This window comes from Burkholderia sp. Bp9143 (assembly GCF_003853645.1).
GTDB lineage: Bacteria > Pseudomonadota > Gammaproteobacteria > Burkholderiales > Burkholderiaceae > Burkholderia.
Genome location: NZ_QTPO01000027.1, coordinates 41,988 through 56,681, shown reverse-complemented (window position 1 = coordinate 56,681; position 14,694 = coordinate 41,988). Strand labels below are relative to the sequence as shown.

Annotated in this window: 11 protein-coding genes; 3 read left to right on the top strand and 8 right to left on the bottom strand. The window is 64.4% G+C overall.

What is annotated here, in order from left to right:
- The first annotated feature begins 70 nt into the window (after positions 1-70).
- On the top strand, positions 71-2,383 hold the full coding sequence (locus DIE23_RS20960) for a hypothetical protein (protein WP_124613884.1): 2,313 nt from the start codon (positions 71-73) through the stop codon (positions 2,381-2,383).
- A 134-nt stretch (positions 2,384-2,517) separates the two neighbouring features.
- A complete protein-coding gene (locus DIE23_RS20955; RefSeq protein ID WP_124613925.1) occupies positions 2,518-3,861 on the top strand; it encodes a virulence factor in 1,344 nt (447 codons plus the stop codon).
- A 189-nt stretch (positions 3,862-4,050) separates the two neighbouring features.
- Here the strand turns inward: DIE23_RS20955 and DIE23_RS20950 are convergent, their stop codons facing one another.
- From DIE23_RS20950 to DIE23_RS20925, 5 genes are all read right to left on the bottom strand, one after another.
- The gene (locus DIE23_RS20950; protein ID WP_124613883.1) at positions 4,051-4,587 is read right to left on the bottom strand and encodes a cytochrome P460 family protein; all 537 of its coding nucleotides are present in this window, start codon (positions 4,585-4,587) and stop codon (positions 4,051-4,053) included.
- Complete coding sequence (locus DIE23_RS20945) at positions 4,587-5,630, bottom strand: alpha/beta fold hydrolase (RefSeq protein WP_124613882.1); 1,044 nt, start codon at positions 5,628-5,630, stop codon at positions 4,587-4,589. Before DIE23_RS20945 ends, DIE23_RS20950 begins: the two co-directional genes overlap by 1 nt.
- Before the next feature lie 248 nt (positions 5,631-5,878).
- Entirely contained in the window at positions 5,879-7,258 is a 1,380-nt protein-coding gene (locus DIE23_RS20935; protein ID WP_124613881.1) for a tripartite tricarboxylate transporter permease, read from the bottom strand.
- The gene (locus DIE23_RS20930; RefSeq protein WP_124613880.1) at positions 7,258-7,755 is read right to left on the bottom strand and encodes a hypothetical protein; all 498 of its coding nucleotides are present in this window, start codon (positions 7,753-7,755) and stop codon (positions 7,258-7,260) included. Before DIE23_RS20930 ends, DIE23_RS20935 begins: the two co-directional genes overlap by 1 nt.
- A 76-nt stretch (positions 7,756-7,831) precedes the next feature.
- Positions 7,832-9,118 carry a hydroxymethylglutaryl-CoA reductase, degradative gene (locus tag DIE23_RS20925; protein WP_124613879.1) on the bottom strand — a complete coding sequence of 429 codons (1,287 nt, stop codon included), beginning with the start codon at positions 9,116-9,118 and terminating at the stop codon, positions 7,832-7,834.
- 161 nt (positions 9,119-9,279) lie between these two features.
- On the opposite strand from DIE23_RS20925, the gene DIE23_RS20920 reads away from it, so the two are divergent.
- A complete protein-coding gene (locus DIE23_RS20920; RefSeq protein ID WP_124613878.1) occupies positions 9,280-10,665 on the top strand; it encodes a PLP-dependent aminotransferase family protein in 1,386 nt (461 codons plus the stop codon).
- 145 nt (positions 10,666-10,810) lie between these two features.
- Here the strand turns inward: DIE23_RS20920 and DIE23_RS20915 are convergent, their stop codons facing one another.
- The 3 genes from DIE23_RS20915 to DIE23_RS20905 all read right to left on the bottom strand — a co-directional run bounded on the left by DIE23_RS20915 (position 10,811) and on the right by DIE23_RS20905 (position 14,626).
- The gene (locus tag DIE23_RS20915) at positions 10,811-11,857 is read right to left on the bottom strand and encodes a helix-turn-helix domain-containing protein (RefSeq protein WP_124613877.1); all 1,047 of its coding nucleotides are present in this window, start codon (positions 11,855-11,857) and stop codon (positions 10,811-10,813) included.
- Between the two features lie 126 nt (positions 11,858-11,983).
- Positions 11,984-13,510, bottom strand: coding sequence for an amidase (locus tag DIE23_RS20910; RefSeq protein WP_124613876.1), 1,527 nt, complete (start codon positions 13,508-13,510; stop codon positions 11,984-11,986).
- 57 nt (positions 13,511-13,567) lie between these two features.
- Positions 13,568-14,626 (bottom strand): phenylacetaldoxime dehydratase family protein, encoded by a 1,059-nt coding sequence (locus DIE23_RS20905; protein WP_124613875.1) that lies wholly within the window; start codon positions 14,624-14,626, stop codon positions 13,568-13,570.
- Between the last annotated feature and the right edge of the window lie 68 nt (positions 14,627-14,694).

Here is a 14,694-nt window from a genome sequence, read left to right as displayed (position 1 = left end):
GGACACTTATCTATTCATTTCGTAAGCATCCGATAACGGAGGAACGTGTTTGAGATGTTCAGGAGTTTGGATGACCGATTCATTGATCAATCCGCGACCGACAGCGAATTCGCCCACCAGCGACCCCGCCGCTAAAACCGATAAACCCGGCGCGGTTGCGCCGCGCCCGGAGCCGCCGCCGATCGTCGTCGGCCGGGGCGAAGGCGTGACTCGGTTCACGAAAGGCATACGGCTGATCTGCATCAAGCAGATGCCCTTGCCCGGTATCGTGATCTTCGTGCATGGCGTGAACTCCGAAGGCGAATGGTTCGACGCAACGGAGGAAGGGCTGTGCAAAGGTCTGAATCGTCGGCTCGGGCGACTGGACGATCAAATGATGTATCACGGCATCGAGGCCGGACAATTGACGCCCGCGAAGTACACGGAAAGTGTGACGCCAGATGGGTTCTTGAATCCGAAGCTGCTCCCGAACAACTACGTCAAGCCCGACCCGTCGTTTTCGCCCGTGATTCATTTTCGATGGGGCTATCGCGCGACTGGGGCCGAACTGAAGGAATACGGCGACAAGATCTTTCTGAACGAAAAGGATTATTGGGGCGGTGGTCCGTTTACGAACGGCTGTTCGAGCCTACCCGATCTCTGGCACGGCGGTCTGGACGATCGAACAATGGGATGGATGACGGTGCAAGGCATCAACTCGACCAACCGTCCGCTGTATCGCGCGCCGCCGCGCGCGTATGGCGTGCTCGCTGCCTTGCGACTGGCCAGGCTGATCGAGTCGATTCGCCGCATGCAGGCCGACGTACCCATTACCGTCGTGTGCCATAGCCAAGGCAACATCGTGGGCCTCACGGCAGCGTTCTTCGGCGACGCATTCCCCGATGTGGAAGACCCGTGGGGACGCACGGGCCACTGCGTTGCGGACGCCTACGTGCTGGCGAATGCACCGTACAGCTTCGCGAACGCGGACGGTCCGTACAAATCCGACACGTTCATGGATACGTGGTCACAGCGCGCGACAAAAGACGCGAGCGGGCAGCGCGGACGGCAGGCTTACACCGCGCGCACGAAAACATTCGGCACGTTTCTATCGATCATCGGCGCCCGCAAGGCATACGAACTGCCCGCGGAAAAAATCGATGAAGACATGGAAAACGAGCGTGTCTCACCAACGAGCAACCGCTCTTATGCGGCGCAAGAGGATCGCGATCGGCACGGCCTGAATCAGTCGACATACGGTCGCGTCACGGCGTACTGCTGCCCGCACGACCAGGTGATCTCGGCCGTGACGGTTCAAGGCATCGGCTGGCGCGGAATCAGCAAGCATGAACTCGCCGATATCGGCGCGGCCGGCATCCTGACGCAGCGCGTGTTCGCATCCGGCCTTCCGGTTGGTATTCAGAAACCCTACCGGTATTGGGAAGACGATTGGCGGCACGGCAAGCACGGAACGAAACCGGGTTTCTGGTATCCGCCATCGCCGCCGGCCAAGTTCAATCTGATCGGCGCACTCAAAGGGAACGAGTCTGTTTTGGGCGTGGCAGCTACGCTTGTGACCGCACCGCTCATGTTCGTCGTGACCGGAATCAGTTCGGCGCTGAACATGCTCCGCGTGAACGCCGATCCGCCGAAGGGCTGGACCGTGGTGGCGGATGCTCCGGCACTTGATGATCCGTTCCCGCCGAAGGCGCTGCGATTCGGCAAGCCTGTTGAAACGAAGGACGGTGACGCGGTCAGCGACTTCAACGAAGGCAACGATCCGCCGGCCGCTTGGCGTGATGCGAACAAGGCCGATGCGGACAAGCGCGCCGATGATCCCTACGACCAGTACAACGCGAAGAACGAGGATAGCGTCGCGCAGGGTACGGCAGAAACCGAGGCCGGACAGCGTTACGAGGATCGCGCGCTGATGCGGATGGAGGCACGTCGAACGCTGAACACCGAATGGCTCGATGGCGATGGCCACGTGATCGGCGAGGACGGCAAAAGCGCGATGCCGGACGGCTACAAGGAATGGCGCGACAAGCAGATTGTCGACTGGCTCGATCGTGGTGCGACCAACAGCCCGACCAACCACTCTACGACGATGACCAATCCGGAGCATGCTGAGAAGGCGCTTGCTTATGACGTTTCTGTGGGCCTGTGCTACCTGACGCCCGATCAACTTTACGACTTGCGCATTGAGGCGGATTGGAGGATGGGGGATGGGATTCCCCTGAGTAACTCGAACAAGAAATATGCCGAGTATTTTGATTCCGGAAATCTCGATCGTACTTCGATGTACGAATGGATACATCTCAACGATAGCGAAGGAAAGATTCCAGACGCGATCGTGAATGTCCGTGAAGGTGAGTTCTATCTGATGGTCGGGGGTGTGATTTGAAGGCGCTGATCGCTACATGGCCGCGACGGGCCGCTGTTGCCGTTTCGGCATGGCTGATCGCCACCGCGCTCATGGCCACGCTGATGGCTCACGTAGAGCAACCCGACCCGGCACAATTGGAAATAGGAGATTGGATGAAACGATTCGTTATTGTACCTGGCCTGACCGCGCTTATGGTGTTTCTGTTCACCACGGCCATCATGCGTCCGGCACAAGCTGCAGCTGTCCGGGAGCCTGCAGAGATCGCAGCGCCAGCAGCGGAAGAGCCAGCCAAGCCGTTCGTCGCGCAGGTTGTCGGCCTGATGTGGCTGAATCCGTTGCAACGTATGGACTACCCGACCGAATGGCAATTGTTGTGGGCACAAGGGCTGACCGCGCCAAACAAAAACGATGACATGGTGCGCACTGATCCGAAGTCGTTTGCAACGCTTAAGTCGATCGGCGCGTTGGTGTACGGCAACCGCGGTACGGAGACGTTCAACGGCTTCTACGCCAAGTACATTGATAAATTCATTTTATTGCTACGCTCGCGCTATTTTAGCAATGCAAAGTATTTCTATACAGTGAGTCCCGATCGCCAGAGTGACTGGCGCGAACTCGCCGGCATACACGTAGAAATTGCTATTCCTCCCCGACTTGATCCGGCCTTTGCCAAGTCCCGCATGGTTGATCGGATGATGACTTTCTTCGAGATCGGCCCGCCGTCACCCAAGACGCTTTGGAGCCGCGACACGCCTCCTGATGTTCAGATCACGCAAGGCGACGCAAACGCCGGCTTCACATCGTTGAACAAGGCATTGGACTACTTGCAGGAAAACCCCGACAAGACCGTATGGGTGGCGAACTGGGACGCCCCGAACTTCCCGCCCACGGATGCGCAGATCAACGAAAACCTCGTCGTGCTGTTCCTCGCCGGCCCGACCTTCAACACCGAGCGCGAACCGCTTGCATGGATCGGCAAGGCCGCGACGGGCGACACCCAAGCGTTTCCGCCACAGGTCGGCACGACACGCGCCGTGCAGGCATGGAAGACAACCATCGATCAGGCGGCTCGAAACGCCGGTGTCGCGGTTCCCGACCTCCACTACATCTTCCACGACGCGGGCAAAGCCAGCGACACAGCGTCGTCACGCATCGCGTCACTCGCACGGACGTTGACCGAAACCCTTCCGGAATACGACTACACGAAGCAGACCTTCAACACGGCCGGACTGCTCGGCGATATGGGAACCGGTAGCGCATTGACCAACGTCGCGCTCGCGATCGGCCGGGTCAATCACTTCGGCGGCAATGCATTGGTTGCCGGCACGACCGACGCGGAGCACCCCGTCGCGGTCGTCGTCAGGCCGCCGTCGAAGGTCACGCCGATCGATCCGAACCAGGACTGGTTCCGCGCGCGCGGCGGAAACAACGCCTACTTGCCGTGGTGGGGACGCCGACACGATACCGATTACGGCATGCAGGGTTATTCGTGGTGACGCAAGCGATACGGCGGCGCAATCCGAGCGACCGGGTTGCCGCTGCCATGCCGTCGAACGGAATGGCCAAAGCGCGAGGAATCATCCGGGCGGCCGCGTCCAACCCGGGCCGAGCGTAGTCCCACGCAGCCTCCCATTGATGATGGAACGGCAATCAACACGCTCGGTGGCTTCTATGCACACACACCGTCAAGGCACCAACCGCGTGAACACGAAGTCGTGATTCTTCACGCGCGCCTGGTGACACGCAAAACACGTCTGATGCTGACCGATATCGGCCGGCACGCCGTTGATGAAACGCCCGAAGCCCCACCCACCCGTCGACGCATAGCGACGCGAATCCTTCACCATCACCTGCACCGTCGTCGCCTGGCCGGGCACCGTCGCCGGCGCGAACTCGTCCGACTGCTTGCGCTTGTATGCGAGCTTCACGAGGATCGTGCCGTCCGGAAACGGCAGCGTCGACTGTTCGAGCGCGCGGATCGCAACGGGGTTGCCGAGCACCACGCGCAATTCGTCGAGCGGCGCCGCTTCCTCGGCCGGCGCGACCATTTCCCACTTCCGGTAGCCGGGCGGGATCGTCACGCCGTAGATCGGCGACGCGGCCGGCTTCGGCTGCTCCGCGAACGCAGCCGGGCCGGTCGCCGACCACACGCCGGCCAGCAGCACGCCCGCGACGAGCGCACGGCGCGCACCGCGACGCATCACGTCACTCCCGGCCCGCATCACAGATGCTCCACTTGCAGGATCGCATCGGCGAACGCCTGCGGCGCTTCCTGCGGCAGGTTGTGGCCGATGCCGCCGGTGATCGTCCGGTGCTGGTACTTGCCGGTGAACTTCTTCGCATACGCGGCCGGGTCCGGATGCGGCGCACCGTTCGCGTCGCCTTCCATCGTGATCGTCGGCACGGTGATCGCCGGGCCGGCCGCGAGCCGCCGCTCGATGTCGTCGTATCGCGCTTCGCCCTTCGCGAGCCCGAGGCGCCAGCGATAGTTGTGGATCACGACGGCCACATGGTCGGGGTTCTGAAACGACGCGGCGCTGCGCGCATAGGTTTCGTCGGAGAACTGCCACTTCGGCGACGCGAGCTGCCAGATCAGCTTGTTGAACGCATCGCGGTTCTCCGTGTAGCCGAGCGCGCCGCGCTCGGTCGAGAAGTAGAACTGATACCACCACTGGAATTCGGCCTGCGGCGGCAGCGGCTTGCTGTTCGCCTGCTGGCTGCCGATCAGGTAGCCGCTCACCGACACCAGTGCCTTCACGCGCTGCGGCCACAGTGCCGCGATGATGTCGGCCGTGCGCGCGCCCCAGTCGTAGCCGCCGAACACCGCGCGGTCGATCTTCAGCGCATCCATCAACGCGACGATGTCGACGGCCGTCACCGCCTGCTGGCCGTTGCGCACCGTGTCGGCCGAGCGGAACGTCGTCGATCCGTAGCCGCGCAGGTACGGCACGATCACGCGATAGCCGGCCGCCGTGAGCAGCGGCGCGACTTCCGCGTAGCTGTAGATGTCGTACGGCCAGCCGTGCAGCAGGAACACGACGGGGCCGTTCTTCGGCCCGAGATCCGCATACCCGACGTTCAGCACGCCCGCGTCGATCTGGTGGATCTTGCCGAGCGAGGCCGCGCCGGCCGTGCGCTTCGTCGTCGACGCATCGGGTGCCGACTGCGCGCGTGCCAGCGAGCCGAACCCGAGGTCGGCGAGGCTCAGGCTGGCGAGTGTCGTACCCAGGATCAGGCGGCGGCGGGTGTTCACGGTATCAGGCATGACTCGTTCTCCATTGTCGATCGCTAAGGAAGGGATTCCGGTTTCGCTGTTTCACATCGGCGGCGCATGGCACCGCGCCGCCGTGTGAATCGCTTCACGGGTTTTATATCCGAACCCTCCGGATGCTTTGTATCTCAACGTATCCGTGTTCGGATACGACATACAGCGATTCAAAATCGCACGCGAATCGGTGTGAATCGAGGCGTTTCGGCGGCCGCGCGGCACACGCGGCCCGGTGCGCCGAAGCGTCAGAGCAGCTTGACGATCGCCGGCACACTGAGCACCGCGACGTAGTAGCCCATGAACTGCACGCCGGTGTTGAACGCGAACAGGCGCGACAGCATCCCGCCGAACAGGCCGACCGTGACGATCACCGCGAGCCCCAGCAGTTGCCCTTCCCACACGCCGATCACGACGATCAGCCCCGCGAAGGTCGCGATGATCGCCTCGTGGCTCAGCTTGCGTGCGACGAACGATGCCGCGCGGTGCGCGTGGTGCATCGCGAGCGGATACGCGATCAGTGCGGCCAGCAGGATCGACAGCAGCCCATAGCCGAGGAACTCTGGCCAGCTCATCAGCGTATGCAGGTTGTGGATCTGCCCACTGGCCGCGTCGACCGTGAAGCGCGGCGGCGCGTTAAACAGCGGCGCGGCCGGGCCGGCCGCCACCGGACTCAGCGGCAACCCGAACGCGATCAGCGGGATCAGCGCCTCGGCGATGTACGTTGCCTCCGTCACGCCGTTGCGCGCGGCGATCACGGTCGTCAGGCGCTGATATGCATGACGCACGCGCGCGCCGACGATCTCGCCCATCAGCACCGTCATCGCGACCGGGCTGAACACGAAGGTCGCGCTCGACACGGCGGCCGTCCCGACCGTCCAGCCCACCTGCTCGCGGTCGAGCACCTTCAGCGGATTCGGGAAGTAGCCGCGCCAGCTCTTCACGTCCGGCGCGAGCACGAATGTCGACGGCCCGTCGCGGCGCATGCGCCGCCGCTCGGCCGGCGACAGGATCGAGAACAGATCGGCGACCAGCGGGCCGATCGCGATCCCGAGGAAATAGCTGACGCTCAGCTTCACGCCGTAATGACCGGTCAGCGCCTGCAGCCCGACCACCAGCATCACGAACGGCACGAGCAGCAGCACCGACGCCCAGCGTCCCGCGGAAAAATACGCGATGCCGACCGCGGCCGCGAGGAACACCCACGGTGCGGCTTTGGCGATCACCGTGCCAAACGGTGCGAGCAGCGACGCGAACAGCACCGCGAGCGGCAGCGCGACGAACGCGGCGACGATCGCGCCGGAGATCATCTTGCGCAGCGCGATGTGCGGCACGCCGAGCGCGCGCAGCAGTGTCGCCTGCTGCAGCAGCGGCGCGGCCATCGTGTCGCCGGGAATGCCCAGCAGCGCGGTCGGGATCGAATGGGTGATGTGCTTGGCCACCGCGCCCGCGAGGAAGAACGTGAACACGCCGGCGGGCGGCACGCCGAGCAGCGCGACGAGCAACGTGAGCGGCGCGATCGTCGTCGTTTCGTCGGTGCCGGAGATCAGGCCGATGCCCGAGAACACGATCGCGCCAAGAAGCCCCATCGCCAGCGCGGACGGCAACGCATGCAGGAGAGCGTCCATCAGCGGCCTCCCGTGCGCACCCGCGCGGAAGACGCTTCGTAAGAAGCGAACAGGTCGAGCAGACCCAGCTCTTCCATCTCGGCGCGTGCACTCGGCGACAGGTCGCTCACCGACCCGAGCCCGCCCGATGCTTCGGCGAGCTGCCGCAGCGCTTCGTCGCGCTCGGGGCCGCCGGCCGCATGCTCGATGACCGTGCGCTTCGGCTTGAACAGGAATGCGCACAGCGCGCCGGCCAGCAGGCAGCCGCCGAGCCCAATCAGCATCGCGTACGCTCGCGCGATGGCCGCGTCGTGCACGAACGATGCGAGCGCGAGCCGGCCGGCCTCGAAGGCGCCGAGGCTGATCGCGATGCCGAGCAGGACCGACCACGCCAGGTGCTTCGTGGCGACCGTGTCGCCCCACACCTCGACGAGCGTGCCGGCGGACGCGTCGGCCTGCGCAAACGGCCGCACGCGATGAGACGCCACCGATACGGCGCTTGAACCGGTCTGTTCCATGTGTCTCCTCCTTGATTGATATGTCGCCGGCCCTACCGGCATGGCACGCGGCACGCGGCATGCCGAACGCCGCGCGTCAGCCCGCGCTGCGCTCCGCCAACAGCGCGACCGCGAAATCCGCGCGCACGTCCTTCGCCACGATCATCCGTTGCGCGATCCGGTCGATGTCCGCGCCCGTCGCACCGGCGGCGACGGCGATGTTGCGCGCATGCAGCGCCATGTGGCCGCGCTGGATCCCTTCGGTCGCGAGCGCGCGCAGTGCGCCGAGATTCTGCGCAAGGCCGACCGCGACCGCAATCTCGCCGAGTTCCTGCGCGGACGTCACGTTCATGATCTTCAGCGCAAGACGCGCGAGCGGATGCGTCTTCGTCGCGCCGCCGACGAGCCCGACCGGCATCGGCATCTCGATCGTGCCGACGAGGTCGCCGTTGCCGGCCTTCTCCCACGTCGTCAGCGACGTGTAGCGGCCGCTGCGGCTCGCATACGCATGCGCGCCGGCCTCGACCGCGCGCCAGTCGTTGCCGGTCGCGACCACCACCGGATCGATGCCGTTCATGATCCCCTTGTTGTGTGTCGCGGCGCGGTACGGATCGGTCGCCGCGAACACGTACGCATCGATCACGCGGTCGATCACCGCCTCGCCCGAATAGTCGTCGGTCGCGAGCGTCTGGGCCGAGTACCGTACCTCCGCGCGCGCCAGCCGAAGATCCGCGAGATTGGACAGTATCCGCAACCGTACCTGCCCGCCTGCGATCGCTTCGATGCGCGTCGCGACGGCTTCGGCCATCGTGTTGACCGTGTTCGCGCCCATCGCGTCGCGCACGTCGACGATCAGATGCGCAACCACCATCGCGCCGCGCGGCGTGTCCGGGAACACATGCACCTCGATGTCGCGACAGCCGCCGCCGAGGCCGACCAGCACCTTGTCGCGGCTGTTCGCGAGCGCGATCAGCTCGGCCGCGTGCCGCAGGATCGCGAGCCGCGCGCCGTACGGGTCACCGACGCCGATCACCTGCACCTGCGCGCGCATCAGCGGCCCGCTGCTCGACGTGCGGAAGCCGCCGGCCGCGCGGGACAGTTTCGCCATATACGATGCGGCCGCAACGATCGACGGCTCCTCGACGGCCATCGGCACGATCACGTCACGGTCGTTGATCCGGAAGTAGCCGGCGACCGCCATCGGCAGCTCGAATGTGCCGATCACGTTCTCGATCATGCCGTTCGCGGTGTCGAGCGGCAGCGCCCCGGGGGCGGCGAGCAGCGCGTGCTCGGCATCGTCGAGTCCGACGGTACGGGCAAGATGGGACAGGCGTTGTGCGGGCGTGAGCGCACGGAAGTTCGGCAACGCGGAATCGATGGGCATGATGTCGTTCTGTTTCGGGGTGGCGGTGTTGACTGCCACGGTTGCGGCAGGCAGCGGATAGCCGAATAATAGTCACGCTGTACCCATTGAAAAGGTACAGAAGGACCAGACAGTCGACCACCTGTACCCATGACAGTGAACCTGCCCGACGGAACATCGCGATGAAACAGCGTGCAAGAGCCAGCCTGTCTGGCGCCATGGCGGACAATCTCGCCAGACAGATCGAGGAAGGCGTGTTGCCGGCCGACGCGAAGCTGCCTTCCATCAGGGAATACGCCGAGGCGTCCGGGTGTTCGAAGAACACCGTGATCAGCGCATTCGAGATGCTTGCCGCCGACGGCCTGATCGAACCGCGCCGCGGCTCCGGCTTCTTCGTCACGCGGCGCGCGGCGGCCGCGCCCGACGTCGACGAGCCAAGCTCGCTCGACCGCGCGATGGACATCGTGTGGCTGATGCGCGAGCAGCTTCACGAGAAACCCGACGTGCTGAATCTCGGCGAAGGCTTCCCGCCGATCGAATGGCTCGAGGAGACGCGGCTGAACCAGTACCAGCAGCGCATCGTGCGCACCGGGTCCGCGTCGCTGTTCCGTTACGGCAGCCGCTTCGGCTACCTGCCGCTGCGCCAGTCGCTGCAGCAGAAGCTCGCCGGCTACGAGATCGAGGCGCCGCCCGCGCAGATCGTGCTCACGCACGGCGCGAACCAGGCGATGGACCTCGTGCTGCGCTACTTCGTGCGCCCCGGCGACACCGTGCTCGTCGACGATCCCGGCTACTACCCGCTGTTCGGCAAGCTCAAGCTGAGCGGCGCGAACATCGTCGGCGTGCCGCGCGAGATCGACGGCCCCGATGTCGCGAAACTGGCCGAGCATATCGCCGCGTATCGGCCGAAGCTGTTCTTCACGCAATCGGTCGGGCACAACCCGACCGCGACCGATACGAGCGCGGCCAAGGCGCACCGGATCCTGCAGCTCGCCGATGTGCACGACCTGATCATCGTCGAGGACGACGCACTGGCCGACCTGCGGCCGCGCTCGCTCACGCGCGTCTCGACGCTCGATCAGCTGCGCAGGACGATCTATATCGGCAGTTTTTCGAAGTCGGTGTCGGCGGCGCTGCGCGTCGGTTTCCTCGCGTGCAACGCGGCACTCGCGAGCGACCTCGCCGACGTGAAGATGCTGACCCACGTCAGCAGCTCCGAGTATTGCGAGCGCACGCTCGATGCGATCGTCAGCGACGGGCATTTCCTCCGGCACACGAATCATCTGCAGGAGAAGCTGCGGCGCGCGACCGCCACCGCGCTCGACGCGCTCGATCGGCTCGGCGCGCAGGTCTATCGGCCGAGCGAGCAGTGCCTGTATCTGTGGGCCACGTTGCCCGGTTGGTCCGATTCGATGCAGCTCGCGCAGGCGATGCTGGAGCGCGGCGTGATCCTCGCGCCGGGTGCAGTGTTCTCGCCGCAGGCCGATCAACCGTCCGCGTATTGCCGGTTCAATGTCGCGTATCTGGCCGACAAGCGGTTTGCGCAGGCGCTGCATGCGCTGAAGTAGCAATGAACGCGGGGCGGCATCGCAGCCGACCCGCGCGCTCCCTCAGGCGACGCTTACGTGCGCCGCAACGGCCGGAACCCGGCACGCACTTCGCGGGCAATCAGCTCCGGCGCTACCCACGCCGCGAAACGCCCGCCCTGAATGGTCAATCCGGGGCTCTCCCTGCGTGCCTCAACTCTCGCCATTCCCTTGGCGACATCGCAAATCGCTCGCGGAATACGCGACTGAAATGCGACATATCGTTGAACCCCCAGCGCAACGCTATATCGGACACGCGCAACGTCGCACATTGCGGATTCGCGAGATCGTTCGCGCACCGTTCGAGACGCAGGTTCCACACGTGACGCATCAACGACGTGTTCTCCGCCTCGAACAGCTTGTTGATATACCGCGACGAAATGCCGATCGCTTGCTCGATCAGCATCGGGTTCAGGTCCGGGTCGTGCAAGTGCTCAAGCAGATGCCGCTTCACCCGTGTCAGCGTCAGCGCCTTCATGCGCGACTGCGCGAGATCGTTGCGCTGCAGGCTCCCGAGCGTCATCGCGATCAGCGAGATCGCGGTATCCGACAACTGCAGCATCTCGTCTTCGGAGACGTGGCGGATCTGCGAGGACATCTGTTCGAGAAACCCGCGCATGACACAGCCGACGCCCTGTCCTGTCGGGATCGGGCACGCCGTCCGGTGCTCCATCCCGACGACAAGCTGGTTCAGCGTCGCGCGCGGAATACTGACGACAATCTCGCGCCACGACTGTCCGAATTGCAGATGATGCGGCCGTGTCGCGTCGTACACCGCGAAATCGCCCGGCTGCAGCGTGACGATCTTGCCGTCCTGCTCGACAGCCTGGCTCCCCTCGAGCATCAGGACCGCGAAATACTTGTCCTCGTATTCGCTCCGCGCCTGACGATAGCGTCGGGTTACCGCCTGCTCGCTTGCCTGGATGTCCGAGATTCGCAGCTTGTCGCACTTGCGCTGCCGTACCTGGCCGAAGAAATCGGCCTTCTGCACGGTCGCGATCTGCACGTCGGCGAACAGACGCAGGATCATTTCGCGCCAGAATTCGATGCGTTGGCTAACCGAGCCGTCGGTCGCCACTTCGATCGATGAACTCGCCCACTCGAACGGCGCACCGCCTGGCGTGAGCCCCGCGTCAGCACCGCGCGAGGCAGGAAGGATCGGATGCATCGTCATGATCATGCCCCAAATTGGTCGGCGAACGGGCAACCGACAGGGTGCCCGTTCATAAAACGATTGTCCAACCGATTCGACCGTTCAAGCTGCGTTGCACGTTGGCGCGGAACACGCACAGTGGGCGCGTTATCCGTATGTCGTCGCTCGCCAGTCTGACGATTGTTCATACGCAAACGCGCATCGGTAGATCGTCGCCTCGTCGAAGCGTCGGCCAACCAGTTGCAACCCAAGCGGCAGATCCTCGGCGACCCCGCACGGCAACGACATTGCAGGATGTCCGGACACGTCGAACGGTGCGGTATTGGCGAGCATCTCGAAGGCGCGCGTCAGCGACTCGGACATCGTGCAATCGGACTCCGGCAGTTTCGACGCGCGTATCGGCACGGTCGGCATCAGCAACAGATCGTACGATTGCAGCGCCGTGTCGTAATCCGCGCGCAGCCGCCGCGCGAGATTCTGGCATTTCGCGTAGTAACGGCCGCGATACCGGCTCGTGAAGTACTCGCCGAGCAGCATGGTCACCTTCACCGTGTCCGGCAGCTCGTCGGCGCGCGCTCGCCAGCCCGCGTGATGATCGATCATGCCGGTAACGTAAAGGCCGCTCCAGTTGAAGCCGTGGCTATTGCCCTTCATCATCTGCTGCGTGGCACCCTCGGCCGCGATCGGCAGCCAGATCGCGGTACCAGCCGCATGCAGCGGCACCGACACCTCGTCGACGATCGCACCGAGCCGGCGCAACTGATGGGCGGCGGCAAGCACCGCCTCGTCGACAACTGCCTCCGAATTCCCGAGCCCGAACCCTTCGCGCAGGATCCCGATCCGCATACCGGTGATGCCGCCGCGAATCGTGCCGAGATAGTCGGCGCGCGGCGGCAATGCCCGCTGCCGTGGATCGAGTTCGTCGTCGCCAGCAATCACGTCGAGCAGCAACGCATTGTCGAGCACGTTGCTCGTCATCGGCCCGAGGTGGTCGACGGTCGCCTCGATCGGCATCGCACCGGTGTACGGCACGAGCCCGTGCGTCGGCTTCATCCCGTAGACCCCGCAATAGGCGGACGGGATCCGCACCGAACCGCCCTGGTCGCTGCCCAGTGCCATATCGACCTCCCCGCTCGAGACCAATGCGCCACTGCCGGACGACGAGCCGCCCGACGAATATCCAGCCTTGCGCGGATTGTGCACGGGCCCGGATGCGCTCGTATGCGATCCGCCGGAAAAGCAGTAGTACTCGCAGGTCGACTTGCCGACGATCGTCGCGCCTGCATCGAGCATCCGCGTGACGACGGTCGCATCGACGTCGGGCACGTATCCTTCGAACGTGCTCGCCCCGTTACGCATCGGCACGCCGGCAACGCAGATGTTGTCCTTCACGGCCACCGTCTTGCCGCGCAGCTTGCCGTCGGCAGCGCCATGGATCGTGCTCTTGCGTGCCCACGCACCATAGCGGTTCTCGTCGCCTTCCGGGCGGTAACCCGGTGTGCGCGGATAGCTAACGGTCGGCAGATAGTCGGGCAACGCATCGATCGCATCGTAGGCGTCGAAATTCGCCTGCAGCGCCTCGTCGTAATCGGCGAGTTGCCGGGCATCGACATGAAAGCCGAAGTCGGCCGCGATGTCGGAAAGTTGTTCGCGGGTCGGGCGCTTGATTGCCATCGAAGTTCTCCAGTTCGGTAAGGCGGTGCCGCATGCAACGTGCGGCACCGGCACGATTCAGCGGGTGTTGGCGACGGCGTCGCGCATCATCCCGGTTTCACGATGGCAGTTCACGTATTCGTAGACCTGATGCTTCGCGTCGAATACGGATACTTCGTGATACAGCCGCAGCTTCGACAGCCCGGTGACAACGCGGAAGAACGTCACGAAGATCCGCAGATGGGTCGGATGCGATTCGGCCCAGCGCTCGAGACGGTCGAGCGAGCGCCAGTGACCGATGTTGTAGCTCTCGTCGAGCAGGTTGCCGTCGAGATCGATCGATCGCACGTAGCGGTTGCTGTAGCAGCCGACGTCGACGCCGTTGTCGCGCAGGAAATCCATTCCGGCGCGCAGCGTCGGCTCGATTTCGTCGAGATACAGCCGGCGCTCGTCGTCTTCGGCCGTACGCCAGTCCTGCCCGGAGCGAATCAGTGCGATGTTGTCGTGCGCATGCACGACGACCCGGCCGCCGCGGGCCGGATCGCCTGCGACGACCCGGAGTTCGCCGTCTGCGCTCATCCAGTCGGTCTGCGAGATCGGAAACCTGTCGCGCATCGATCCCCAGTAGCCGTGCTCCTCGATCTCGCCACTGACGCCGTCCATGATGGTGCCGACGCCCGGGAAATCGTTCGTGAACGCATACAGCGTCTCGAACTGCTCCGCGCGCGGCGCGACGATCTCGCGGAAGTAGCCGATTCCGTCCGCCAGTCGCGCATCGGATGTCCACCATTCGACCACTGCCGGCGACGCAATCCAGCGTGCGTAGGCGGCAGGGTCGCGCCAGTAGCCGACGGCGATCAGATTTTCGTAGCCCTGATTGTCGGTATGCTGCGTCAGGTCATGATTGCCCGGGCCATCCGGCGCGCCGAAATCGGCGACGATCCGGCGCAGTGCGTCCAGCGCGGCGGCCCGTTTATCGGCCCCGCGATACTGGACCCCGAAGTAGCCCATCACGACCTGGCTCAGATCTTCACCCGCCCGCGCAACATACATCGGGAACGGCGGCTGGTAATCGTCGGCGACGCGACGTGACAGCGTTCGCGGGCAGACAAGGTGTCTATCGATGGCGGATTCCATGCATGACCTCACTGGAGAATAGGACGGATGTCGACGATTCGACGGTCAGTAAAACGAATTAACAGACA

What these genes read in the sequence shown, in the direction of transcription:
- DIE23_RS20960 (WP_124613884.1), top strand. Translation starts at nt 71, where the DNA reads ATGACCGATTCATTGATCAATCCGCGACCGACAGCGAATTCGCCCACC.
- DIE23_RS20955 (WP_124613925.1), top strand. Translation starts at nt 2,518, where the DNA reads ATGAAACGATTCGTTATTGTACCTGGCCTGACCGCGCTTATGGTGTTT.
- DIE23_RS20950 (WP_124613883.1), bottom strand. Translation starts at nt 4,587, where the DNA reads ATGCGGGCCGGGAGTGACGTGATGCGTCGCGGTGCGCGCCGTGCGCTC.
- DIE23_RS20945 (WP_124613882.1), bottom strand. Translation starts at nt 5,630, where the DNA reads ATGCCTGATACCGTGAACACCCGCCGCCGCCTGATCCTGGGTACGACA.
- DIE23_RS20935 (WP_124613881.1), bottom strand. Translation starts at nt 7,258, where the DNA reads ATGGACGCTCTCCTGCATGCGTTGCCGTCCGCGCTGGCGATGGGGCTT.
- DIE23_RS20930 (WP_124613880.1), bottom strand. Translation starts at nt 7,755, where the DNA reads ATGGAACAGACCGGTTCAAGCGCCGTATCGGTGGCGTCTCATCGCGTG.
- DIE23_RS20925 (WP_124613879.1), bottom strand. Translation starts at nt 9,118, where the DNA reads ATGCCCATCGATTCCGCGTTGCCGAACTTCCGTGCGCTCACGCCCGCA.
- DIE23_RS20920 (WP_124613878.1), top strand. Translation starts at nt 9,280, where the DNA reads ATGAAACAGCGTGCAAGAGCCAGCCTGTCTGGCGCCATGGCGGACAAT.
- DIE23_RS20915 (WP_124613877.1), bottom strand. Translation starts at nt 11,857, where the DNA reads ATGACGATGCATCCGATCCTTCCTGCCTCGCGCGGTGCTGACGCGGGG.
- DIE23_RS20910 (WP_124613876.1), bottom strand. Translation starts at nt 13,510, where the DNA reads ATGGCAATCAAGCGCCCGACCCGCGAACAACTTTCCGACATCGCGGCC.
- DIE23_RS20905 (WP_124613875.1), bottom strand. Translation starts at nt 14,626, where the DNA reads ATGGAATCCGCCATCGATAGACACCTTGTCTGCCCGCGAACGCTGTCA.